The organism is Variovorax sp. OK605 (genome assembly GCF_900115445.1).
GTDB lineage: Bacteria > Pseudomonadota > Gammaproteobacteria > Burkholderiales > Burkholderiaceae_C > Variovorax.
Genome location: NZ_FOWL01000014.1, coordinates 17,586 through 42,353, shown reverse-complemented (window position 1 = coordinate 42,353; position 24,768 = coordinate 17,586). Strand labels below are relative to the sequence as shown.

General features: G+C 67.4%; 20 protein-coding genes. 13 read left to right on the top strand and 7 right to left on the bottom strand.

All coding sequences use genetic code 11. From position 1 onward, the window contains the following. Window positions 1–80: 80 nt before the first annotated feature. From BM013_RS29610 to BM013_RS40835, 5 genes are all read left to right on the top strand, one after another. Window positions 81–2,387, top strand: coding sequence for a TonB-dependent receptor (locus tag BM013_RS29610; RefSeq protein WP_093131761.1), 2,307 nt, complete (start codon window positions 81–83; stop codon window positions 2,385–2,387). A 20-nt stretch (window positions 2,388–2,407) separates the two neighbouring features. Next, a complete protein-coding gene (locus BM013_RS29605) occupies window positions 2,408–3,094 on the top strand; it encodes a Fe2+-dependent dioxygenase (RefSeq protein ID WP_093131759.1) in 687 nt (228 codons plus the stop codon). A gap of 52 nt (window positions 3,095–3,146) precedes the next feature. Next, window positions 3,147–4,163, top strand: a complete 1,017-nt coding sequence (locus BM013_RS29600; protein WP_093131757.1) for a DUF2167 domain-containing protein — start codon at window positions 3,147–3,149, stop codon at window positions 4,161–4,163. A 34-nt stretch (window positions 4,164–4,197) separates the two neighbouring features. Further along, window positions 4,198–4,926 (top strand): site-2 protease family protein, encoded by a 729-nt coding sequence (locus BM013_RS29595; RefSeq protein WP_093131755.1) that lies wholly within the window; start codon window positions 4,198–4,200, stop codon window positions 4,924–4,926. Between the two features lie 318 nt (window positions 4,927–5,244). Continuing rightward, the gene (locus BM013_RS40835) at window positions 5,245–5,598 is read left to right on the top strand and encodes a hypothetical protein (protein WP_143098405.1); all 354 of its coding nucleotides are present in this window, start codon (window positions 5,245–5,247) and stop codon (window positions 5,596–5,598) included. A gap of 9 nt (window positions 5,599–5,607) precedes the next feature. Here the strand turns inward: BM013_RS40835 and BM013_RS29590 are convergent, their stop codons facing one another. After that, entirely contained in the window at window positions 5,608–7,233 is a 1,626-nt protein-coding gene (locus BM013_RS29590) for a type IV secretory system conjugative DNA transfer family protein (RefSeq protein ID WP_093131753.1), read from the bottom strand. A 189-nt stretch (window positions 7,234–7,422) separates the two neighbouring features. Here BM013_RS29590 and BM013_RS40830 point away from each other — a divergent pair, with 189 nt between their 5' ends. The 8 genes from BM013_RS40830 to BM013_RS29555 are packed head-to-tail and all read left to right on the top strand — an operon-like array spanning window position 7,423 to window position 19,213. Beyond that, complete coding sequence (locus BM013_RS40830) at window positions 7,423–7,833, top strand: hypothetical protein (protein WP_143098404.1); 411 nt, start codon at window positions 7,423–7,425, stop codon at window positions 7,831–7,833. Window positions 7,834–7,843: 10 nt separating this feature from the next. Next, entirely contained in the window at window positions 7,844–9,067 is a 1,224-nt protein-coding gene (locus tag BM013_RS29585) for a TRAFAC clade GTPase domain-containing protein (protein WP_093131751.1), read from the top strand. Continuing rightward, window positions 9,064–11,370, top strand: a complete 2,307-nt coding sequence (locus tag BM013_RS29580) for a GAP1-N2 domain-containing protein (RefSeq protein ID WP_093131749.1) — start codon at window positions 9,064–9,066, stop codon at window positions 11,368–11,370. The genes BM013_RS29585 and BM013_RS29580 overlap by 4 nt, the downstream gene beginning before the upstream one ends. Then, complete coding sequence (locus tag BM013_RS29575) at window positions 11,371–12,930, top strand: TRAFAC clade GTPase domain-containing protein (protein WP_093131747.1); 1,560 nt, start codon at window positions 11,371–11,373, stop codon at window positions 12,928–12,930. It abuts the gene before it with no gap. After that, window positions 12,914–13,525, top strand: coding sequence for a hypothetical protein (locus BM013_RS41400; RefSeq protein WP_177225613.1), 612 nt, complete (start codon window positions 12,914–12,916; stop codon window positions 13,523–13,525). The genes BM013_RS29575 and BM013_RS41400 overlap by 17 nt, the downstream gene beginning before the upstream one ends. Continuing rightward, window positions 13,522–15,267 carry an Hsp70 family protein gene (locus BM013_RS29565; RefSeq protein WP_177225612.1) on the top strand — a complete coding sequence of 582 codons (1,746 nt, stop codon included), beginning with the start codon at window positions 13,522–13,524 and terminating at the stop codon, window positions 15,265–15,267. Before BM013_RS41400 ends, BM013_RS29565 begins: the two co-directional genes overlap by 4 nt. Before the next feature lie 17 nt (window positions 15,268–15,284). Continuing rightward, window positions 15,285–18,323 (top strand): hypothetical protein, encoded by a 3,039-nt coding sequence (locus BM013_RS29560; protein ID WP_093131741.1) that lies wholly within the window; start codon window positions 15,285–15,287, stop codon window positions 18,321–18,323. Between the two features lie 17 nt (window positions 18,324–18,340). Further along, window positions 18,341–19,213, top strand: coding sequence for a hypothetical protein (locus BM013_RS29555; protein ID WP_093131740.1), 873 nt, complete (start codon window positions 18,341–18,343; stop codon window positions 19,211–19,213). A gap of 137 nt (window positions 19,214–19,350) precedes the next feature. Here BM013_RS29555 and BM013_RS29550 read toward each other — a convergent pair whose 3' ends face one another. The 6 genes from BM013_RS29550 to BM013_RS29525 all read right to left on the bottom strand — a co-directional run bounded on the left by BM013_RS29550 (window position 19,351) and on the right by BM013_RS29525 (window position 24,719). After that, window positions 19,351–20,145 carry an enoyl-CoA hydratase-related protein gene (locus BM013_RS29550; RefSeq protein WP_256221770.1) on the bottom strand — a complete coding sequence of 265 codons (795 nt, stop codon included), beginning with the start codon at window positions 20,143–20,145 and terminating at the stop codon, window positions 19,351–19,353. Beyond that, window positions 20,145–20,975, bottom strand: a complete 831-nt coding sequence (locus BM013_RS29545; protein ID WP_093131738.1) for an SDR family NAD(P)-dependent oxidoreductase — start codon at window positions 20,973–20,975, stop codon at window positions 20,145–20,147. The genes BM013_RS29550 and BM013_RS29545 overlap by 1 nt, the downstream gene beginning before the upstream one ends. A gap of 29 nt (window positions 20,976–21,004) precedes the next feature. Further along, window positions 21,005–21,424, bottom strand: a complete 420-nt coding sequence (locus BM013_RS29540) for a MaoC family dehydratase (RefSeq protein WP_093131736.1) — start codon at window positions 21,422–21,424, stop codon at window positions 21,005–21,007. 17 nt (window positions 21,425–21,441) lie between these two features. Further along, complete coding sequence (locus BM013_RS29535) at window positions 21,442–21,882, bottom strand: MaoC family dehydratase N-terminal domain-containing protein (RefSeq protein ID WP_093131734.1); 441 nt, start codon at window positions 21,880–21,882, stop codon at window positions 21,442–21,444. Between the two features lie 19 nt (window positions 21,883–21,901). Further along, on the bottom strand, window positions 21,902–23,086 hold the full coding sequence (locus BM013_RS29530; RefSeq protein WP_093131732.1) for a lipid-transfer protein: 1,185 nt from the start codon (window positions 23,084–23,086) through the stop codon (window positions 21,902–21,904). 73 nt (window positions 23,087–23,159) lie between these two features. Then, window positions 23,160–24,719, bottom strand: a complete 1,560-nt coding sequence (locus tag BM013_RS29525; protein WP_093131729.1) for a long-chain-fatty-acid--CoA ligase — start codon at window positions 24,717–24,719, stop codon at window positions 23,160–23,162. Window positions 24,720–24,768 lie beyond the last annotated feature (49 nt).

Here is a 24,768-nt window from a genome sequence, read left to right as displayed (position 1 = left end):
TGAGAATTTCCGCCGGTGCTGCTTTGGTTTGCACCGCAACGCCGGGGCACTCCCCGCGCACCTTTCGGAAAGCCGCCGCAATGACCCGTTCCTCCCCTTCCCTCCCCGCTTCCCGCTTCTCGCGCCACACCCCCGTGGCCCTTGCCCTGCTCGGCCTCTGCGCTTCGTTGCCCACCGCCTTCGCCCAGCAGGCCGACGCGCCTGCCACGGCAACGAGTGCCCCCAGCGCCGCGGCCGGCACCTCCGTTCCCGGCACGCTGCGCGAAGTGCAGGTGCAGGGCGCGCAGGACAGGAGCAGCTTCGGCGCCAACCCTTCGTCGCTCAACCGCCTTCCCGCCGACCTGCGCGACGCGCCGCAGTCGATCACCGTGATCAACCAGGCCGTGATGCAGTCGCAAGGCGCCACCTCGCTGGCGAGCGCGCTGCGCAACGTGCCGGGCCTGACCATCGGCGGCGCCGAGGGCGGGCAGATCGGCACCAACATCAACCTCAACGGCTTCTCGGCGCGCACAGACATCTACCTGGACGGCGCACGCGACCGCGCGCAGTACTACCGCGACACCTTCGCGCTCGAATCGGTCGAGGTGCTGATGGGCCCGTCGTCGATGCTGTTCGGCCGCGGCTCCACGGGCGGCGTGATCAACCAGGTCACCAAGAAGCCGTCGCTCACGCCCGCGGGCGAAATCTCGGTGTCGGCCAGCACCACGGGGCTGGTGCGTTCGACCATCGACATCAACCGGCCGCTGTCGGACACCTCGGCCTTTCGCATCGCGGCCATGGGCCAGCAGGGCGACGCGAGCACGCGCGAGCAGACCAGGCTGAAGGACTTCGGCCTCGACGCCTCGCTGAAGTTCGGCATCAACACGCCCACGCAGGTCACGCTGTCGGCGCTGGTGCAGCACAACCGCGACCAGCCCGACTACGGCGTGCCGCCGCTCAACGGCCACCCGGCCAAGGTCGACCGCAACACGGCCTTCGGCTTCAGCGACGACCGCACGATTTCCGACATCCAGGCCTTCAGTGCGGTGGTGCAGCACAAGCTCACGCCCGACACGTCGATCCGCAACCAGACGCAGTACAACGACGTGACCACCGATGCGCGCGAGACCGCGCCGCAAGCCATTGGCACGCTGTCGGCCAAGGGCGTGTTCACGCCCTTCTCCACCGGCACCACCGCCGTGCCCGCCGCGGCCTTCTCTTCGCTGCCGCTGAGCAGCCTGTGGGTGCGCCAGCAAAGCCATGACCGCACGATCCACGACAAGTCGCTGTTCAACCTGACCGAGCTCAACACGAAGTTCACGACCGGCGCCATCAAGCACACGCTGCTCGCGGGCCTGGAGCTGGGCCACGACACCTACGACAACCAGGCCTACTACCGCAACGGCACCTGCGCGGGCGTGGCGCTGAACCCGGCGGGCAGCACCAGCGGCTACGCCACCTGCTCGCCGCTGCTCGCGCCCTACCAGGGCAACACGCCGAGCACCGCACCCGCACTGCCGGGCAACCTGGCCACCGCCAGCGCCACGACGGTGGCGGGCTACGTGAACGACACCATCGAGCTGAGCCCGCAGTGGAAGCTGGTGGGCGGCGTGCGGCAGGACCACTACCGCGCGAGCATCGCCAACAGCATTTCGAGCGCGACCACGCTCGCCGCCGAAAGCCAGACCATCGACTTCACCAGCGTGCGCGCCGGCGCCATCTGGCAGCCGACGCCCGAGCAGTCGTACTACGTGTCGTACAGCACGTCGTTCAACCCGTCTCTCGAGCAGCTGGTGGCCACCACGGGCGCCACGCAGCCGCTGCCGCCGCAGAAGAACAAGGCCTACGAGGTCGGCGGCAAGTGGGACATGAACGACGGCAACCTCTCGCTGACGGCCGCCGCGTTCCAGATCACGCAGACCAACGCGCGCTCGCAGAACAGCGACGGCACCTACAGCGCCACCGGCACGGTGCGCGTGAACGGCGCGCGCGCCGGCGTGGCGGGCCGCGTGACCGACAAGCTGCAGCTGTTCGGCGCCTACACGCACCTGGACGCGACCATCGTGGACGGCATCGCGCCCGGCACGCTCGGCAAGGTGCCCGCCAACACGCCCAAGGACGCGGCCAGCCTGTGGGCCACCTACGCCATCACGCCCGAGTGGGAGATCGGCGGCGGCACCACCTACAGCGCGAAGCGCTTCGCGAACAACACCGACCTCGTGCAGGTCGGCGGCTACGCGCGGCTGGACGCGATGGTGGCCTACCATCAGCCCAAGTACGACATCCGCCTGAACCTGTTCAACCTGGCCAACCGCCATTACTACGACGCGCTGATTCCATCGGACGGCGGCCGTGCGGTGCCGGGCTCGGGCCGGGCGGCCACGCTGTCGTTCACCTACCGGCTCTGAGTTCGAGAGGAGGCTTCGACATGCTGGTCTGCATTCCCGGCGTGCTCAACGCCGAAGCGCTCGCCGCGGTGCGCGCGCGCCTCGAGGCCGCGGGCGACGCGTGGGTCGACGGCCGCGTCACCGCCGGCCACCAGGGCGCGCCGGTCAAGTTCAACCAGCAGATCGACGAAGGCTCGGCGGTGGCGCACGAGTGCCAGGCCATCGTGGCGAGCGCGCTGGAGCGCCACCCGACCTTCATCAGCGCGGCGCTGCCCAACCTGCTGTACCCGCCGATGTTCAACCGCTACAGCGAAGGCATGCGCTTCGGCCTGCACGTGGACGGCGGCGTGCGCATCGACCCGCGCAGCGGCCGCAAGCTGCGCACCGACCTGTCGGCCACGCTGTTCCTGTCGGACGCCGACAGCTACGACGGCGGCGAGCTGCAGATGGAAGACACGCACGGCATGCAGACCGTGAAGCTCGCGGCCGGCGACATGGTGCTGTACCCCGCCACCAGCCTGCACCAGGTGACGCCCATCACGCGCGGTGTACGGGTCGCATGCTTCTTCTGGGTGCAGAGCCTCGTGCGCGACGCGGGCGACCGCGCGCTGCTGTTCGACATGGACAACGCGATCCAGCGGCTGAACCAGAGCGGCGCCGACGAAACGGCGCGCCGCACGCTCGTGGGCACGTACCACAACCTCCTGCGCAAGTGGAGCGACACCTAGGTATTTACACTCTCTTGACTCGCCAAACCGATAACAACCGAGGAGAGAGAACTTGCGTATTCAAACCGCCCGCCTGACGGCCGGCCTGCTGCTCGCGTGCGCCGCTTTCGTGGCCCACACCGCTCACGCCGCATCGCCGACCACCCCTTCGACCACGGCCGCACCCGGCCCGTCCGCCGACTCGGTGGAAGCCGAGCAGGAGGCGGCCTTCAAGGCCGCCAAGGCCGCGCAGAAGGCCGGTCCCGCCGACATCACGCTGCGCGACCAGGCCCACCTGAAGCTGCCCGAAGGCTACGTGTGGGTGCCCATGCCCGCCGCCGCGCAGCTGATGCGCGCCATGGGCAACCGCACCGACGACACCTTCCTCGGCGCGGTCTTCCCCGCCGACGACGCCGACTGGATGGCGGTGGTGAAGTTCGTGAAAGAGGGCTACATCAAGGACGACGACGCCAAGGACTGGAACGCCGACGACCTGCTCAAGAGCCTGAAGGAAGGCACCGAGGCCGCGAACGAAGAACGCGCCAAGCGCGGCATTCCGTCCATCGAGGTGACGGGCTGGGCGCAGAAGCCCGAGTACGAAGCCGGCGCGCACCGCCTCGTGTGGTCGGCCTTGTCCAAACGCAAGGGCGGCACGGACGACAACCAGGGCGTCAACTACAACACCTACGCATTGGGCCGCGACGGCTACCTGAGCCTGAACCTCATCACCAACGCGAAGGACCTCGACAAGTACAAGCCCGACGCCGCCAAGCTGCTCGGCGCGCTGCAGTACGACGACGGCAAGAAGTACGCCGACTTCAACTCGTCCACCGACAAGGTCGCCGCCTACGGCCTGGCCGCGCTGGTGGCCGGTGTGGCGGTGAAGAAGCTGGGGCTGTTCGCGATCATCCTGGCCTTCGTGGCCAAGTTCGCGAAGCTGGCCATCGTGGCGGTGGGCGGGGCGCTGTGGGGCGTCTCCAAGCTCTTCAAGAAGAAGGAACCGGCGGTGGTGGCCATGCCTGCCGCAGTGGCACCGCCCGCGAACGACACCCCCGCCTTCAACGAACCGCCCAAGCCGCCCACGGCCTGAGACACAGCCGCATGGCCTCACGCAAGCAGGCGCCATGGTGAAGCTGCTGCTGTTGCTGCTGAGCGCCGGCAAGCTCGGCAAGCTGCTGCTGTCGGGCGGCACGATGCTGGTGTCCGTGGTGGCCTATGCCTTCGTGTTCGGCTGGCGCTACGCGGTGGGCTTCGTGGCGCTGATCTTCATCCACGAGATGGGGCACTTCCTGGCCGCGAGGCAGCGCGGCCTCGACGTGGGGCTGCCCACCTTCATTCCGTTCGTGGGCGCATGGATCGACCTCAAGCAGCAGTCGCACGACGTGGAGACCGAAGCCTGGGTCGGCCTGGGCGGCCCGCTGCTCGGCAGCCTGGCCGCGCTGGCCTGCTACTTCGCGGCGCGCGAAACCGACAGCCGCCTGCTGCTGGCGCTCGCGTACGCGGGCTTCTTCATCAACCTGTTCAACCTGATCCCGCTGTCTCCCTTCGACGGCGGGCGCATCACCGCGGTGCTCACGCCGCGCGTGTGGCTGCTGGGCGTGCCGGTGCTGGTGGCGTTGTTCTTCTGGCGGCCGAGCCCGATGCTGATCCTGGTGGCCGTGCTGGCCGCGCCGCAGGTCGTGCGCGCATGGAAGTACGACCCCAAGGACCCGGCCAACCAGCAGTACTACGCGGTGTCGAGCGAGACGCGGCTGACGTACAGCGTGTACTACATCGGCCTGCTCGCGTTCCTCGCGGTGATGGCGCACGACACGCACGAGATGCTGGGCAGCGCGCGGTTGCTGGGCGGGTGAGGCCGAGTCAGTGCGTCTGAAATACCAACGGACCCAGATTTTCCGCAGCCCGCAGGCCACCGCGGCCGAGCCGGTTTCGTGTTGAATTGGCGGCGCGCTCGATCAACGCGGCACAGTGACAGTGGTCATACGATGCAACCTCGAGCGAACGGAGCGCAGGCATTACGCAGATTCGGACCCGCGAAAAAAATGCGCCATGTCGCGCCCCAGTTGGTGCACCGCCGCGAGACTGAGCGCGTAAAGCGACGGAATGATCCACCCACGGGGCAGGGTCTGGCGATACGATGACCTTCACTCCATTCGCTCACGAGGCATCGCATGACGACCAAGGGCACGGACAAGTGGGCCTCGGGCACACGCAGCACCGACTTCAACAAGGCGACCCGTAGCGCGACGGCTTCGCCGCAGGTTTCCGTCGCACCGGCCATCGGCCCCAAGGTCATGTCGCCCTCCCCGGAAAGAACCGGCATGCCGATGCCAGGCCCCTACAGGAAAGCCGCCGCGACGCAAACCTTTGCAGAGCAGCGGGCCAGGCACAACGCGGCCGTCGCCAAGTCCGCAACGCCGGTGAAGGCGCAAGCACCGGCGCCAAAGTCCATCCAGCCGACCTTCAATGCCGCAAGCGCGCCCAAGCCGATGTCCACCACATCTTCCAAGGGACGATCGCGCTGAACTGCCCGCTCAGGCGATCGACAGCAAGCTCTCGATGCCGCGCCGCGCCTGCAACTCATCGTAGTTGCACCTGAAGCCGACGATCGGCGGCGTCTCGGCCGACAACAACAGCTGCCGGCCGGAACTGCGGCGAAACACAATGGCAATTTCTCCCGGAGTCAGCAACGCGACTTTCTGGAGTTGATGGCTGTGCTGCACCGAACGGAAGGAGTCCGCATCCACGAACATGCGCTCGGTCTTCGTTTCCCCTTTTCGATGTTCTCGTTGCGCCTGGGTACCCTGTGAAATATTACGAGTTACAACTTCCAACTCGGTTTCCCCAAGAGACTTGGCGATGTATTCCAGCGTCGTGTGGTCGGTGTTGCCGAAAAATTGCTTCATGCCGGCGTTGCCCAGAAAGGTCTCCCAACTCGCGGGGTAGTCACGCCTGAGCTGACTCAAGTCCTGCAGCACGGTCCATATCTGCAGGCCATAGCCGGCGATGTACCCGACCGCCGTCTCGATGGAGCGCAAGTACCCCAGTACCGGAAACTCGTCGAGGATGGCAAGGATCCTGTAGCCCGAGGCGGGCGCCTCCGAGACCTCGTCGACAGCCGCGATGATGGCGCTGATCATCAGGCGCAGCCAGCGCGCATGGGTGGCCATGTACCTGGGCTTGAGGCACAGGTAGACCGTGATCGGGCGCTTGTCGCGCTTGAGCCGTGACAGGTCCAGGCGCGCGCGCGTGAGCGACTTCGCCAGCACCATCGGCATCTTCCTGCCTTCCAGGAACTTGGTGTGCCTGTCGGTCGTGCTCAGCACGCTGCCGCGCTCCTCGGTGCCCATGAAAAGCACCAACTGGGCCTGGCCCGAGATCATTCCGTTGAGCGCGGTATTGCGCTGCATGGCAATGAAAAGGCCGTCGTGCGCCCCGTACAGCGTTCCTTCGTCGTTCGCGAGAAGTTCCTCGCTGAAGCGTTGCGCGGCATCCGAGTCGCCTTCCATCAGCAACTCCCGCACCGTGATGAGCGTGCGCGGGCGGTTCAGTGCGGGCTCGGTCAGCACGTGGCCGATCAGGGCACCGATCAACGCGCGGGCGGTATCGTCGAAATGAGGCTCCTTGGCGTCGGGCGCGACGACCACGATGGCGTCCGCGATCAACGCGATCTTCTCGTGCAGCTCCGGATCGCCCGGGTCGAGCACGGCCAGCGGATCGAAGTACGCCAGGTGCTGCTGGTGGTCCGGTCCCACGGAACCGAACGGGTCGAGGATGAACACGTCCTGCTTGAGCACCTTCGCGCGATGCTGCGCGGTGGCGCGCGCGTTCTCGCCCTTCGGGTCGATGCAGATGACCGAGCCCGGATACAGCAACAGGTTGGGAACGATGGCCGAGCGCCCCTTGCCGGCACGGCTGCCCGCCACCGTCACCAAGTGCCGGTCGTCGCACCAGCCGAGCGGCTTGCCGCCGGCTTCCTCCGTCTGCCCGAGGTAGATGGTTCCCAGATCCGACGGACGGCCACGCTGCCGCCCGGTCGAGAAGTAGAACTCCGAGTCCTTGTCGCGCGCCATCTGGGTGAGCTCCTCGCCACGCAACCAGCGCGCCGTAGCCAAGCGGGTGTCGCCGCCTTCCAAGCCTCGGGTCAACACGTCTGTCATGTTCAGTGTCCTTTGGTTCTTGCCTGCAGGGCAACTTTGCACGGGGAGGGTACCTAACCACAGCGCGATGATTTACATCTCGGCCTATTGTTCTCAATCTCCGCTTCAACGATCATCGATTTAATACTTAAACACCACCAGAGACAACACTGCCATCGGCCGATGTTGCATACCCGGGGGAGTCCGTTAGTGACCTCTGAAGAACTTCTGATTCAAGAGCTCTTGAAAGGCGCTGCGTGGGGCTTTTTCCCGCTGGCTGGCTGGCGTCTTGCAAGTTCGCTTTGGGGCTGGTACAGGGGAGAGAACTACTACTACGAAACCCGGAGAAAGTGCATCTACTGGGATCGGGCACGCTTTCGACACGCACTCGGCGCAGTGACTGTTTGCATAGCTCTTCTGATGGGCTATTTCGGTTGGCTTTATCTTTTTGACAACCGGCTTATCGGCTACATGGCTGGTCTTCTTCTCATCTTCTTCTTTCCTTTGCCTGCACAAGGTCCCGCGCTGCTGTTCAAGCTGTGGCGCATCGACCCGCCTGCATCTTCGCCCGGCGAAGGCCGCGCGTCGCGACCGTCCGGGCGGCAAGGCCGCGACCCCTGAGGTCGAAACCATGGCCCGCCCCGCCAGCGCGACCTGCCCGCACTGCTTCGAGACCTTCTCGCTGCGCAGTGCCGTTTTTCGCTGCCAGGCCGACAACTGCACGGCCCGCAATGCCGGCGAGGCCATCATCGACGGCAGCCCGCTCAAGTTCGCGCGCGGAGATACGCTGTCGCGCCGGGCCGATCCGGTGATGACCTCGGCCTGGGAAGACAACCGGCTCTTCAATCATTCGTTCACCGTCCCTGGACTCGAAGGCTTGCCTCTCTTCGGCAAGCCGCGCACCCGCGCGATATGTCCTCTGAGCGAAGAGCGCACCACCGAAAAGCTCTGCCCGGCCTGCCACAAGCAGCTGTATCCGCTCATCGGCTACGGCTCGGACCTGCGTATGACACTGATTGGCGGTGCCAACGCCGGCAAGTCGAACTACATCGCGGTGCTCATCGACGAGTTGCGCCGCGCCAAGGGCGCCCGCTTCGGGTTCGCGGTGCGGCCGCTCGATGCCGAAACCGGCCCGCGCTACACGGACAGCTATTTCAGGCCGGTATTCGAACACCGGCGACTGGTGGGCGGCACGGCCATCGTCACAAAGCGAAGCGCGGTTATTGCGCCGCTGGTTTTCGGCCTGCAGTTCGCCGCGGACAGCGCACGGCCGATGGTGACGCTGTCGCTCTTCGACCCTCCCGGCGAGGGCGTGATCAACGACAGCCACGTGGAGAAGTTTCATCAGTTCGTGTTCAACAGCGCCGGGTTGGTGCTGCTGGTGGACGCCGAGAAGCTCATGGCGTCGGGCCGCTTCGGCGACCACCTGAGCGATGCCAACCGCGCGCTCGAAGTCGCGATCCGCCAGCTCGAGGCGCAGCACGGCGGCCGGCCCCGTTCGATGCCCTACGTCGCCATTGCGGTCTCCAAGGCGGACCTGCTGCGCGACACGGGAGAACTCCCCGAGCGCTTCTGGCAGGAGCCGACACACGCCGGCGGCTACGACGACATCGACTTCCAGCTGGTCAGCAACGAGGTCGAACGGCTGCTGCGCTCCCGAGGAGGAGGCACGCTGTGCAACATTGCCGAGAACATGTTCGGCCGCGAGCACGTCGGCTACTTCGCGTTCTCCGCTCTGGGCCAGGCGGCCGAGGGAACCTCGCCGATGTCGGAGATCGCGCCGCTGCGTGTCGCGGAGCCGTTCATCTGGTTGCTATCCCGCCATGGTGTCGTGCAGCGCCGGGGCAGCCCATGACCCAGCGAGCCGTCGCCGACCAGTTTCTCTACACGGCCGCGTCGTTCGGCAACGCCGGCAGCGAGGGCTTCCAGTTCGTCGGCCTTCCGGCGCGCGGTGCTTCGGTCGACGACCTGGAGCAGATCGAACGCCATGTCGGCTACGCCGCGCCGCTCGACATGCCCGCAGACCCCGACGACGCGACAATTGCGCAGCAATTTCCGGTAAGCACACGCCTTTTGTATCCCGATGCGGGCCACAAGGCCGTTCTGGTCTCGAGCCGGTATGCCGGCCGCGTCTACCGGGCCGACGGGCAGCGCGGCAAGTGGGGCAACTTCTGGGTTCATGCGCTGTTGCTCGACGCGACCGCTGCGCCCCCTTCCCTGGCGGCACTGGCGCTCGAAGTTCCGTGGCGCACGGGGCTCAGCGGCAGCGAGCATGCGGCTGCCTGTGCACTCGAACTCGACGGCTTGCCGTTCATGGTGCCGCAGTCAGGCGACCCTGCGTACGCACACGACCTTCCATTGCTCGCAGGCGTGATCCTTCGGCTGTGCGGCGGACCTCCCGTGCTGCTGGCAGACATGGGCCATGAACTTGCCCTGGCGCGTTACGCGCGCGTGCAGCCGCTGCTGCCGCTGGCGGCACTGCTGAGGCTGTCCTGGTCGAGCTACGAGTTCGACGGCGCCAGCGGCTACGACGTGGTGGCGACGGCCGGCCGCACCCAGCTGTCCATGAGCCCTGGCGGCTATTTCCAGCCGGGCGAGACGCCGGCGCCCGCCGATGCCACTTGGGCGGCCAGCGAGGCGGCGCGTGATCCCGCTCGTTTCTGGCGACTGGTCGAGGCCATGGCGGGGCCTGCGTTCGAGCCCGGGCCCCTGAAGCGCGCACTGTCGATACTGAAGACCTGCGACTCGCCAGAAGGGACCGATGCGTCGCTGGTTCGTGAAACGCTGGCAACGCTGCGGTCGGCACCCGCCGACGAAGTCCTGGTCGCACAGGCCCGCCGCCTGTTCGACCAAGCCTGTCCATCCGAGAAGATGACCAACCTCGCGGGCATCGTGAGCGCGTTCAACGAAGCCAAGGCACTCTCCGATTGGTCCGGCCAAGACGGCTGGAGCGAGGCCGTTTCCCGCTGCGCGGCTGATGCGCAGATGCTGCAGACCTGCTTCGCCTCGCCCCCGGATCCCCGACCGTTGGCGGCGGCGTTGCGCGAGGCCTCATTCGGCGGCCTCGCCGCGGAAAATGCCTCGCTTGCAGCGGTCGCTGCCGCTGCTCCGCACCTGGACTCGGGCAAGGATGCCGGTGCATTCGTCCAGGCATTGCAGGCCTTTCTGCATGCATCTTTTTCGGCCACCACTGGCACTGCCGGATGGGTAGGGTTTCTCGCGCGCCTGGCCCGGACGCCTCGGCATCGGCCGATCGCATCGGCACTGTGGCTCGGCCAGGCGGAAGTCGCGGGCGGCGCCTGGTTCGACGCTGTTCGGACTGGCCTGCGGCGCGAGGTGCCCGACTTCGAGAGTCAGAGCTCCCCGCGTCTCGTGGCGTGCCTCGTTGACATCTATTCGACGCACGCTACGCAGCTGACTTGGTGCGTCGACGCACTGCCCGCACTCGCAGCAGACGAAAAACTGCCCCTGGCGGCACTGCTGGAGCGGCTGGATGCGCAGATCGCCAAGGACAGCGACAAGGCCCGTCGCGGCGAGTTGGCCACTCGGCTGGTGCGGCTTCACGAGCGCATGCCGCAGCAACGGCAGTCAGCGGACAACACCCTCGCCAACTGCATGCTTCTCGACGCCGCACGCGACCCGCGCAACGCGCTGCGCCTGATCGAGGACGACGCCCGATTCGATGCCTTGGGCAAGAGGGCGAGCGCACCGGCGTATCAGGCAGTGGTGGAAGCGGCGTGGCAAGCCGCGCAAGTCGGCCTGATGGACGCGGCCGCGGCACGGCAGCTGTACTGCAAGCTCTGGAAGCCGGACGTCGCCGCCGAGCTTTCCGAGACGGTGAGGCGCAGCCTGTCGAGCGACATGGCGCGGGACGGCGCGGCCGCCTACATCGAACAGGCGCTGGGCGGGCCTCGCGGTAACGCTGCCGCCGTTCGCGCCTGGCTGGCCATCGTCGAAGCGCTGGCGCTTCACTTGGCGCCGCGGTTCGACGAGCCGGAGTTCGAGCGGCTCATGTCGGTGCGCGGCATCGATCCGCAGCTTCGACAGGCTTTGCGTGCACGCCGCGCCACCAGCCTGCGCCGGCTGCCTGCGACCATCGGGCGTTTTGTCCAAGGCGTGCTGGGCCGCCCCGGCGACCGCCGCGGAAAGGGACGCTGAATGCCTCAACTGCTGGCCTTCTTCCTTGGCGCCGCCATCGTCGTCTTCGTGGTACTGCCGGCGCTCGTGGTCACGCTGTCCGTGCTGGCGGCCTGCGCGGGCATGCTCTCGCTGGGTCTGGCCGTTCGCTATGCGTCGCAAGCCGCCATCGATGTGGCAGGCCGACGGCGAAACGCCGCGCCCGTGCTGATTCATGGCGAAGCCCACCATGCGTACCTGCTGGGGCCGGCCTGGTGGGACCTGCGTGCGTTCTTCGCCGAATGCAACCGGCGGGCCTTCGAGGGCATTGCCGGGCAGCGCGCGGCGTTGGCCGCTGCGGTCGGTCCGCTACGCCGGACGTTCAGGACCTTCACACTCGTGTTCGTCGCCACCTTCGGGTTGCTCGCCTCCCTGGTCGTTTCGTCGGTGATCGGTGTTGTGCTGGGCGGCACGGCGGGCATGCTGACCGCGGTGCTGGCGCTGCTCTACCTGCTAGACAACGGTTGGCTCGCGGCGCGGGGGCTGTTCGCCTACTGCCCCATGTGCGACCGCAAGCTGTTCCACCTGCATTACGACTGCCCGCATTGCAGCGGCGTGCCGATGCGCCACAAGCATCTTCGCGTGAACCGCGCGGGGGCGCTGTTCCATCGCTGCGGCGGGTGCGACGGCCGCATTGCGGCACACGTGCTGACAGGGCGCGGACTGAACGAACGCGCCTACTGCACGCACTGCGAGCATCCGATCGGACGCTCGCTGGTGGAGGCGAGCAACGTCCACGTCGCCGTGGTCGGCGGGCCCGACAGCGGCAAGACCACCTTGCTCGTGGGCATCGCGCGGTGGCTGCGCCGCACGCCGGCCGATGCCGGGATCCACGTGGACCTAGAGGAACCTGCGCAACGCGCGCAGATGACGGCATGGATCGAGTCGCTCGAACGCGGCCGCGCCCCGCCCAAGACGGGCACGGTGCGGCACCGCGCACTGACCTTCCTGGTCGAGGCGCCGAGACAGCGGCTGCGCTCGCTGTACTTCTTCGACACCTCGGGCGAGATGTTCCGCAACCGCGCACTCAAGGAACGCCACAGCTACTTCTCGATGGCCGACGTCATTCTGTTCACGCTCGACCCGTTCGGCATCACGACGTACACGGCCGGTCTGAAGGACACCCCGCAATGGCAGTCGATCAGCGACGCCTCGCCCAGCGCGATGCCCGCCTGGGAGATCGCTTCCAGCATGATCAACCTGCTCGACGACGGCCAAGCCAAGCGCAGCGAAGGCCGCTTCGACGTGCCGCTGATGGTGATCGTGACGAAGACCGACCTGCTCGACCTGCGGCGCGAGATCGGACCCGACGGCGCAGCAATCAGGCAATGGCTGCAGACCCACGGCGCCGAGGACGTGGTCAGCGTGCTGGACGCCAATTTCCGCACGATCGACTACCGCACCTCGCTCGCGCTCGTCCCCGATGAAAGCCAGCCGGCGAGCGGCGGCATCGACGACCTGATGCCGGCGCTCTGGGCCCGCACGATGCCCGACCTGCGCCTCGACGCCCATGTTTCCAAGGAGAGTGTCACGCATGCATGAGCCAGAAACCGAAGCCCCGTCCGCGGAACCGCGCGAGGCGCCTGCGCCCGCGCCGGAACTCGGCGCGCTGGCGAGCGAGATGACCCGGCTTCGCGAGAGCATGGCCCGGTTGGCCGCGCGCACCGAATCCGATGCCGCGCTCATGCAGCGCAAGGACGAAATCATCGCGGACATCAGCCGTGAATTGCAGAACGCCCGCGGTGGCTTCGTCGGTGCGATCCTGCGGCCCATCTTCGAGGAGAACACGCGCATCGTGATGGACATCGAACTGCAGCTCGCACGTGCCGCCCGAGGCGATCCGGTGGACACGACGGCCCTGCTCGATCTTTACCGACAGCGCCTGCTGCTCGGCATGGAAGGCTCGGGCCTGTTCGCGCAGCCACCCAGCGAACTCGATGCGCCGTTGCGCTTCGATCCGCGCCGGCAGGTCATCGAACGCGCCGTCGGCGTGGACGACCCCGAACTTCACCAATGTATCGCGCGCGTGGTCATGCCGGCGTTCCATCTGGAGGGAAAGCCGTTGCTGCTCGAAAGAGTCGACGTGTACCGGTACCGAAAGCCCGAGCCCCCTACTTCAGGAGAGTCCGCATCATGAACACGCCCGTCACCCGGAAGATCTTCGGCATCGACCTCGGAACCACGTACAGCTGCGTCAGCTGCATCAACGAATACGGCGTGCCGACCACCATCAAGGACCACGCCAGCGGCGAGCTCCTTACACCGTCGGTGGTCTATTTCGATCCCGACGCCGACGCGTCGAATCCGGAAGAAAGCGCCACCATCGTGGGCAGCTACGCCAAGGAAATCGCGAAGATAGCGCCCGACCGCGTCGCCAAGGTTGTCAAGCGGCACATGCACGACCAAGACTGGCATTTCGAGGTCGACGGGAAGAAGTACGACCCCGCCTTCATCTCCGCACGCATCTTGCGGCACCTGGCGAGCGAAGCCTCCAAAAGTATCGGCGAGACGGTGAGCGATGTCGTCATCACGGTGCCGGCCTACTTCGGCACATACGAACGCGAGCGGACCATCGAAGCCGGCAAGATCGCTGGACTCGTGGTACACGGCGTGTTGCCTGAACCCATGGCGGCCGCGTTGCACTATGGTCTCGACGAGACCGATACCGGCAAGACCGTGCTCGTCTTCGACCTGGGCGGTGGAACTTTCGACGTCACGGTCATGGCGTTCTCTGCCAGGAGCAAGGAGTCGCTCGCCACCAAGGGCGACCACGACCTCGGCGGGTTCCTGTGGGACACCGCGCTGGCGCGCTACTGGGCCGAGCAGATCGCCGAGAAGCAGAACGTCGACCTCGCCAGCCTGTGGAAGGACGGGCAACTGCGCGAAAGCCTGATGCTCGAGGCGGAAAAGGTCAAGAAGTCACTGACCAGCGCAGGCGCGACCAAGGCCATGCTCGGCCACGATGGGCAGAACTACACCCTGCCCATGGACCGCAGGACCTTCGACTCGATCACCGAGCATCTGCTGTCGCGATGCGAACTGCTGGTCGACCAGGCTCTGGAAGTCGCGCGCAACAAGCGGTCCGGACTGTCCATCGACACCGTCCTGCTGGTGGGCGGTTCCACGCTGATGCCGCAGGTGAGGGAGCGGCTGCTGCGAAAGTTCGGTGCCGATATGCCCATGCGCCAGACCGAGCCGCACCTCGCGGTGTCGCTCGGCGCGGCCAACTATGCGTACCAGATGCAGATCAAAGCCTACCTGAAGGAAATGGTAGAGCTCACGGCCGACCGCAACGGCTACTCGGCAACAACCCTTGAAGACCTTCCAGCGGCCGAGCAAAGCCGTATCCTGGCAGAGACCGCCGTGCAGTTCGGCCGCGCGGCGGACGCTATCTCGGACATCATCGCGCCGACCTTCGTCGATGTGTCCCCACGCAGCTTCGGCGTCAAGCACCTCATATCCGGACGCAAGGACGAGATGTTCACGACCAACCTGGTCAAGGTGCAGCAGCCGATGCCCGCATCAGGCAACAAGGTGTTCGGAACGGTGCACGACAAACAGGCGTCGGTGCGCATCGTTTGCGTGGAGAACGAGCGCGACCTTGGTGTCGACGACGAAGCCGTGCCCTTCGATCCGGACGAAGTCATCGGCGAGGTTGAGCTGCGCCTGAACGGCACGCTGCCGGCCAATGCGCCGGTAGAGATGTCGATCGATTTCGACGCCACCGGCCGCGTGCGCGTCCGGGGCAAGGACCTGACACACGGCAACGAGATCCAGGGCGAGTTCACGAGCAAGGGCCTTCGCACGCCAGACGAGCTGCGTGCGGCGCAGGGCGAGATGAACCGGCTGGCGGGCAGCAGCCTCATGGGCATCGAATGACCTTCGGAGCCTAGGCAATGGCCGACACCGAGTTCTCGGTCAACTACTACGCATTGCTGGGGCTGGACTCGGCGCTCGATGCGGTGACCCATGCCGCCCTGATCGGGAAGAAGATCGAACAGCGGCAGCAGGAATGGAAGAGGTCGGCAGCCGACAACAGCTGCGACCCCGCTATGCAGTTCGACGCCAAGCTGGGTTTGACGCTGGTCCGGCGCATGACTGCATCTCTTGGCGAAACACCACCGGTGTTGTGGAGGGAACATGCCCTCTTGCGCAAGAAGGAGCTTGCCTCGACGGCAGCGCAGCAAGCCGTCGCCGCAACCGAGTACTTCGATCTTCTGGGCGACGTCGCGCTGGATGAGGAAACACGCCTTTCCATCGTGAAGCTCGTGGGCGATCGCCAACTGGTCGACCGTATCGTGTCGATGCGCAAGGTCACCGTCGCCAAGGACGAGGCATCGGAATTCGACGAAGCCACCTACAAGCGCGTGATGCAGATACGCCAGACGCTGGCGACGATCCTCGACCGACTGGGCCACGAGACGGTGTATGAACTCATCAGCGCGCAAAGCGGCGTGGCGGTGAACAGCATGACCCCCGTGCTGGCGCTGAATGCGGCCCTCGACAGGCTCAAGCGCAACCCGGGCAAGATGGACAGCAAGAATGTGGCAAATGCGCTCTACGACGCAATGGCGCCGCTGGTTCAGAAAGACGATGCGTCCCCGGGCCAGGTGTCGGCTGCCAAGCGCCTCTTCGACGAACTTCAGCCTTTCGGCAAGGCGGCGCATCTCGAGCTTTTTCTTGCCGCCACCTTCAGGAAGCTGCAACGCATCGACGTCGGACAGTTCGATCGCCTGTGTGCGCTGGCACGCAAGCACACGGGCCTGGACGAAGAGACCGTTCGCAGGCACTTCCGGGCGCTTTGCAAGGTGTGGAAGATCGCGCAGCCGTTGGCCGTGACGGAGCTTTCGGAGCGGTTCCAGGTGTGCGCGTGCTGCGCGGCGCTGAATCGCGGCGATGCGAAACAATGCACGAGCTGCCAGCAAAATCTGTTCGAGCAATGCCTCAACTGCGGCTCTATCTATTCGGCCGTGGCCCGCCGGTGCCCGTCGTGCGGAACCGACGATGCGTCATGTGCGGCGGCGCGCGCGTCGCTCGCCATGGGCCGAGCCCACCTCGAAGCCCTGGAGATAACCGACGCGCAGGCCCATCTCGACACCGCGCGCACCGCGACGCCCCGGGCAAAAGACGTGCTCGCGCTGGCCACTTCCATCGATGCGGCGCGCCGGCAGCTTGCCGAACGCCTGGCGCAGCTCGACCGCCTGGTCGTCGAGCTCAAGATGCACGCGGCGCGCGGCGTGCTTGCGCAACTTTCGCGCGCCATGGATGCAGAGGAGCAACGGCGCCGAGCCGCCGTCATTGTGGGGGCCATCGAGCGTGCCGAAGCACTCACTGCGCGCGTGCATGCCGAGATCGCGCGGGGCGACCACGATGCGGCCATCGAGCTCCTGGGGCAAGCGCTTGCGCAGGTCGCCGATCACGTGCCCGCCCTGCGCGCGATGGCCTTGATTCCTCCGCCGGGGCCGACGCGACTGGCCGTGCGGCTCGGAGGATGGCAGGTTCAGCTGTCCTGGCACTCGCAGGCGATGACGCCTGCATGGCGGGGCCACGACTTCAAGGTGGTGCGCGCCGCAGGCCACGCGCCGTTCGACCTCGCCGACGGCGAGATCGTCGGCGAGACCACCGCGCATGCATTCGTGGATGCGGGCTGCCCCGTCGCGACGCCGGTGCACTACGCGGTGTTCTCGGTCAGGGCATTGGCTCACTGCGCGCAGCCGGCACGCGCCGGCCCGGTGCTGCTGCTGCCGCCCGTGTCCGGCGTGCGTACCGCCCAGCAGGAAAGAGGGCTCCGGTTCGACTGGTCACCGCCAGAACGCGCTCAGGACACCGCAATCTACAAGCTCGGCCTTGCCGACGACCTGGTGTCGGCCCTGGCACGTCCGCCCAACGGCATCGCGCGCGGTGAATGGACCGACAGCGAGGTCGTCGAAGGCCGTCCGATGCGCTATGCCTTCGTGGCACGCTATGCCATCGAGGGCCGCATCGTCGGTGCGGAACCGCTCGTTCGCGACACCATGCCTGCGCCGGCGCCGACCGCGGTCACCCATGTGCACAGCCCGGGTGGATCGCGGATTGCCTGGCGCCCCGCGCCGCTGGCCGACGAGACGGACGAACTCCATGTCTTCGACGCCGCCTCGGCGCTCATGCCGCCGCCCGACGCCATCCTGCACGGCGAAGACCTGCCCGAGCCGCTTCAGCGCGTGCTTGCAGGCGCCGCCGTGAACGGGCAGCCCTTGCCTCTTTTCGGCGAGTACATGGTCGTGGTCATTCGCCGGCGCGGCGAACTCGTGCGCTGCGCCAAGGCCCTCCGGCTGCGCCACCTGCCTGCCGTCGATTCGCTCCAGCTCAGGCAGACCGAGCGCGGCGTCGAGGCCCGTTGGACCTGGCCGGTCGACTGCTCGCTCGCGACGCTCAGGCTCTCCGCCGGTGGCATCGATCTTGGCACGCGCGAGGTCAAACGCAACGCCGAAGAGCCGCAAGGTGCTTGCATCCTGGAGGCTCCATCACCAGGGCTGGTGGCCGTCGCCGTGACCGCACGCTCGCGCGATGGCCGCTTCTCGAGCGACGAGTGCGAGGGGGAGATCCATCTTCGCACCAAGAATACCCTGAACTTCAAGGTCGGCACCGAGCCGGCGCGCACGTCGCGCGGCTGGTTCGGTGGCGCCCGCGCATCCGCGCGCGGCCCTGTCCTGCGGATCACGCTGGACCATGCCGAGCCGCTGCCGGCGTTCGAGGTGCGCTTCAGTCCGGAACTGCTGCCCAGGCAGAACGAAGGACGGCAACTGGTGGTGACGCAGCCAAGCACCGAGTGGGTACAGGCCGCCGAGATCGACTTGACGATGCTCGAAGGCGAGCGGGGCTTCGTCAATCTGTGGCTGCTGGACCCTGCCGAGGCCGCGCGCATCACCGTCGTGCCACTGGCGCCGCGTTTTTGAACTGCAGGTTGCGACCCATGCCTCCCGAAAAACCCGGCGCCAAGCCCTCTCAGCCGCCGCGCGTGAGCGTGATGGAGTCGGCGCTCGACCCCGAACTTCTCAAGAGGCTCAAGGTCGGCGCCGACAGCCGAGAGGCCCTGCAAAAGGCCTCCGGCGGTGTCGTCGAACGCATGGGCCGGCGCTCGCTCGACAACGCATTCATCCTGAACATCGATGGGCGGCGCTTCGTCTACGCGCGCGTGCAGGACCAGGGCGGAACGCGCATCGACAACTACCGCACCGACGGATTGCGCCGAAGCCTCGACCCCGCCGGCCGCTTCAAGGGCCATGACTTGGACCACGTCGCATCCGCTCGCATCGAAGGCGGCCGCATGGGCAATCGGTTCGCCCTGCTCGCGATGGTGCAGTCTGCTGTCAACCGGTCGCACGGCGCCACCAACGAAAGAGGCCCAGCGCCGACACGCGAATTCAACAAGACGGCCCCCCCGGGCCTGAATGCCTCCGGCAAGGGCCATTCTTCTGGGTGGACCCGCGAGATGTTCATGAAGATGTCCGGTCGCAAGTCCGACGGGAACGGACGCAGCATGCTGCGCGACACGCCGTCGAAGGAGGCATTGGCGCACGCGCAGACGGCATTGCTGCAGTCGCCCGACATGCAGGTGCGCCTTGCCAGGCTTTCGGATCAGGGACGTGCGTTCGAGGCGCGGGCTGCCAAACGTTCCGGGCCACCGCCGTCGCTTTCACCCAAGCCCGTGCGTGCTTCCGTCCCAAGGGTTTCGGCCGCGCCCGTGCCTGGTGCCAAACCGCCGACGCCGCCCCCGCCTCCACCCAGGCCGACGCCCGCGGTTCCACGCCCTGGCCCTGGCCCCGGCCCCAGCCGAAGCCGCTGATGAGAGGAAGAATCAAGATGTGCCGCGCCGCGCACGCGCGCACAGCCCATGATGGCCGGTCACGTCCTGAAGCCGATATGTGCCGTTGCACGGAAGGCTTCCGTCTGCAGGGCAGCCAGAAGTCGGCCACCCTTCGCTCAGCCGCCCGTGAACCGCGGCGCGCGCTTCTCCACGAACGCCGCCACGCCCTCTTTCGCATCCCCGCTGCCCGCGCGTTCGCGCAGCAGCTTCTGCTCCATCGCCAGGTGTTCCTCGAACGGCCGGCCCGGCGCGCCCGCGCACAGCGCCTTGATGCCTGCGAACGACGCGCTCGCCCCGTTGGCAAGGCGCGCCACCAGTGCTTCGGCAGCGGCCATCAGTTCGGCATCCGGGTGAAGTGCATCCACCGCGCCCCACGCCAGGCATCGCTGGCTGTCGATGGCATCGCTCAGCATCAGCAATTGCTGCGCACGCACCAGCCCGACACGGCGCGCCAGGAAGTACGAAGCCCCCGCATCCGGCGACAGCCCGATGGCCGCGTACCCCGTGCGCAGCTTCATCGATTCGGCCGCGAGCACGAAGTCGCCGCACAGCGCCAGCCCCACGCCCGCACCACCGACCGCGCCGTTCACCGCCACCACCAGCGGCGCGGGTTGGGCCGACAGCCGCAGCAACGCGGGGTGCAAACGGTTCAGGATGTCGTCGACCAGTGCGGGCAAGGCCTCGCCCGCCGCCACGAACTCGCCGATGTCGCCACCCGCGCAGAACACGCGGCCCTCGCCGGTCAGCAGAATGGCGCGAGGCTGCTGCGCGATCACCTCGTCGATGGCGCGCACCAGCACCCGGGCGCTGCTGCGCCCGATGGCGTTGGCGCGCTCGGGCCGCTTCAGCACGATGCGGCCGATGCCATCGGCCACGCCCCAGGCAATGCCTTCGCTCTCTTGCATGTTCATCAGATGCCCGTGAGCCCGCCGGTGCACATCAGCGTCTGACCGCTCACATAGTCCGACTCGGGCGCGCACAGCAGGTACACCGCGCCGGCCGCTTCCTCGGGTGTGCCGCCGCGGCCCAGCGGAATCGATTGCTCCATCATGGCCAGCAGCCCCGGGTTGATGCCCACCTTGATTTCGCGGCCCTCGATGTTGGCCGTGCTGGCCTCGGCGGTGCTGGCCGTGAGCCGCGTCTGGATGAAGCCGAAGGCCACGCAGTTGACCGTGACGTTCATGCGGCCCCACTCCTTGGCCAGCGTTTGCGTGAGGCCGACGATGCCGGCCTTGGCGGTCGAGTAGTTGGCCTGCCCCGCGTTGCCGAACAGCCCCGCCACCGACGAGATGTTGACCACCTTGCGCACCACGCGCCGGCCCGCCTCGGTCTCGGCTTTCGACAGCGCACGGATCACCGGCTGCGCCGCGCGCAGGATGCGAAACGGCGCGGTCAGGTGCACGTCGATCATGGCGTACCACTGCTCGTCGGTCATCTTCTGCAGCACGCTGTCCCAGGTGTAGCCGGCGTTGTTGACGACGATGTCCAGGCCCTTGTATTCGTTCACCGCGGTGCCGACGAAACGCTCCGCGAAGTCGGGCGCCGCCACGCTGCCGATGCAGGCCACGGCCTGGCCGCCGGCGTCGCGAATGGCCTGCACGGTTTCTTCGGCCGGCGCCGCATCGAGGTCGTTGACGACGATGCGCGCGCCTTCCGACGCGAGCTTCAATGCAATGGCGCGGCCGATGCCGCGGCCCGAGCCGGTGATGAGGGCGACCTTGCCGTCGAGCTTGGGTGTCATGTCCGTGGTCCTTTTTTTGGGGGTGAGGTTCAGCGCAGCGCCACGAGCGCTTCGCCCGCGATGCGCGCCTGGCCGTACTGGTTGGCGCTGAGCACCTCGACGCGCACGCAGCGCTCGCCGTTGTGCTCGAGCTTCTCGACCACGCGGCCGGTACAGCGCACCGCATGGCCCAGGTGCGTGATGCCCTGGAAGCGCACGTCGAAGCGGCGCAACTGCGACTGCGGCGCCCACTGCGTGAGCAGCCGCCCGAGCCAGGCCATGCCCAGCATGCCTTGCGCGAACACGTCGGGCATGCCGGACTGGCGCGCGAAGTCGGTGTCGATGTGAATGGGGTTGTGGTCGCCCGAGGCGCCCGCGAACAGCGCGAGCGCGGTGCGGTTCACGGGCGGCAGCTGCAGCGCGGGGAGTTCGTCGCCGACTTGCACGGCGTCGTAGGTGACGGTGGTCATTGCGCGAGGCCTTTCGTTCAGTGGCGGCAGACGATGACCGCGCGCAGCTCGGCCACCAGCTCGTCGCGCTGGTTGGTGGCACGCGAGGTCTTCACGACGAACTCGAGCGCGCCGTTCTTCTTGTCGTAGATGTCGGTGATGGTGGAGCGCACCGTCACGGTGTCGCCCACGCAGGCCGGCCGGTGGTAGCTGAAGCCCTGCTCGCCGTGCAGCAGCTTCGACAGCGGAATCTGCAGGTCGGCCAGCAACCGGTTGGACGCGCCCGAGTCGAGCTCGGCCGCGAACAGAAAGGTCGGCGGCGCGGGCAGGTCGGGGTAGCCGGCGTCGCGCGCGGCCGCCGCATCGGTGTAGATGGGGTCGGTCTCGCCGATGGCCTTGGCAAAGAACTGCAGCCGGCTGCGCTCGATGGGCAGCACCGAAGACGGCAGCTCGTGGCCGATCCATTTCCTGTCGATCATGTCGTCTCCCTCTGTTGCGTCACACGCGTTCGTAAAGCGTCACCACGCAGGCGCCGCCCAGGCCGAGGTTGTGCTGCAGCGCGAGCCGCGCGCCTTCCACCTGGCGCTTGTCCGCGGTGCCGCGCAACTGCTGGACCAGCTCGGTGCACTGGGCCAGGCCCGTGGCGCCCAGCGGATGCCCCTTCGACAGCAGGCCGCCCGACGGGTTGGTGACCACCTTGCCGCCGTAGGTGTTGTCGCCGTCGACCACGAACTTCTCCGCGCCGCCCACCGGGCACAGGCCCAGCGCCTCGTAGCTGATGAGTTCGTTGTGCGCGAAGCAGTCGTGCAGCTCGACCACGTCGACGTCCTGCGGGCCCACGCCGGCCGCGTCGTACACCTTCTGCGCGGCTTCCTGCGCCATGCTGAAGCCGACCACCTCGCGCATGTCGCGGCTCTCGAAGGTGATGGGCCGGTCGGTGGTCATGGCCTGCGCCTTGATGCGCACGCCGCGGTCCAGCCCGTGGCGCTGCGCGAAGCGCGGCGAGCACACGATGGCCGCCGCCGCGCCGCAGGTGGGCGGGCAGGCCATGAGCCGCGTCATGACGCCGGGCCACATGACGGGCGCGGCCATGACCTCGTCTTCGGTGACCACGGTGCGAAACAGCGCCACCGGGTTGTTCGACGCATGGCGGCTGGCCTTGGCGCGGATCTTCGCGAAGGTCGACATCTGCGTGCCGTACTGCTCCATGTGCGCCAGCCCGGCGCCGCCGAAGTAGCGCAGCGCCAGCGGCACCTGCGCGTTGCCGACGAGCTCGTCGGTGATGTTCTCGAACAGGTCGAACGGGCTCGGGCGGTCGTTGAACACCGCACCCAGCGCGCCGGGGCTCATGTGCTCGAAGCCCAGCGCCAGCACGCAGTCGGCCGCGCCGCTGGCCACGGCCTGGCGCGCGAGGAACAGCGCGGTGGAGCCGGTGGAGCAGTTGTTGTTGACGTTGACGACCGGGATGCCGGTCATGCCCACCTCGTACAGCGCGCGCTGGCCGGCGGTGGAGTCGCCGTACACATAGCCCACGTAGGCCTGCTGCACCAGCTCGTAGCCGATGCCGGCGTCTTTGAGCGCGGCATTGGTGGCGTGGCTGGCCATCTGCGGGTACGGCTGGTTGGCGCCGGGCTTGGTGAAGGGGATCATGCCGACCCCGACCACGTAGACGTCTTGACTCATGAAAGGCTCCTTGAAATCGTTGCTTGAAATTGCTGCTTGAAATTGCTCGAACTTGGTTGAAGGCTGAGAGGGCTCAGGCCACGCTGCGCTGGCGGCCCTGCCAGAAGGGTTCGCGCAGGCGGGTCTTCAGCACCTTGCCGGCGCCCGAGAGCGGCAGCGCCTCGACCACGACCACGCTGCGCGGGCACTTGTAGTTGGCGATCAATGTCTTGCAGTGCGCAATCAGCGCGTCGGGCGCCACCTCCTGCCCCGGCTTGAGCACCAGCACCGCGTGCACGGCCTCGCCCCATTCGTCGCTGGGAATGCCGATGACCGCGCAGGCCGCCACCGCGGGGTGCTGGTTGATGGCGTTCTCGACCTCGGCCGAGTAGACGTTCTCGCCGCCGCTGATGATCATGTCCTTCATGCGGTCGACCACGAAGATGAAGCCGTCGTCGTCCATGTAGGCGCCGTCGCCGGTGTGCATCCAGCCGTCGCGCAGCGCGGCGGCCGTCTGCTCGGGCTTGTTCCAGTAGCCCTGCATCACGTTGGGGCCGCGCACGGCCACCTCGCCCACGGTGCCGCGCGGCGCCTCGCTGCCGTCGGCGTCGACGATGCGCACTTCCATGCACACGCTGGCGCGGCCCGCCGAGCGCAGCTTGCCGCGCTGGCGGCCTTCGGCCGTGTGGAAGAACGCGGGCAGCAAGGTGGCGATGGGCGACAGCTCGGTCATGCCGTAGGCCTGCGCGAACTCGACGCCGGGGAAGGCCTCCATCGCGCGGTTGAGCACCGCCTCGGAGATCGGCGAGGCGCCGTAGGTGATGCCCTTCAGGCTGCTCAGGTCGCGCGGCTGGCGCATGGCGGGGTGGTCGACCAGCATCTGGATCATGGTGGGCACCAGCAGCAGGCTGGTGACGCGGTCGCGCTCGATGGCGTCGAGCACGCCTTCGGGCGTGAACATCGGGATGATGGTGTGCGTGTTGCCCGTGAACCAGTGCGGCGTGGCCAGGCCCATGTCGGCCAGGTGGAACATGGGCGCCGCATGCAGGTAGCAGCCGCCGACAGGGGCCAGGCCCTCGGCCTGCGCCGCGAGGGCCGAGCTGCAGATGTTGGCGTGGCTCAGCATCACGCCCTTGGGAAAGCCGGTGGTGCCCCCGGTGTAGAAGATGCCGGCCAGGTCCTCGCCGCGGCGCACCGCGTCGGGCACCGGCGAGGCGGCGTCGATCAGGCCTTCGTAGGCGTGCATGCCGGCGGGCGTGGGGCCGTCACCGCAGTAGATCACCTCGCGCAGGCTCTTCGACTGGCCACGCATCTGCTCGACCACGCCGCGAAAGGCCTCGTCGACCAGCAGGATCGCCGAGCCGGAGTCGTCCAGCGAGTAGAGGATCTCGGCGGCCGACCAGCGGATGTTGCAGGGGTTGAGCACGCCCCCGCCCCAGGGCACCGCCATCTGGTATTCGAGGTAGCGGTCGGAGTTGAGCGACAGCATGGCCACGCGGTCGCCCGCCTGCATGCCCAGCCGCTGCAGCGCGCCGGCCAGGCGCGCGACACGGTCGGCAAAGTCGCGGAAGCTGCGGGCGCGGCCGGCAAAGCGCGCGGCAATGGCGTCGGGGCGCTGCTGCACGGCCCGGTGAAGGCCTTGGGTCAGGTACATGGGTTTGTCTCCGTCTCGTTCTTGTGCCCTCGCATGGTAGAAATCCGCC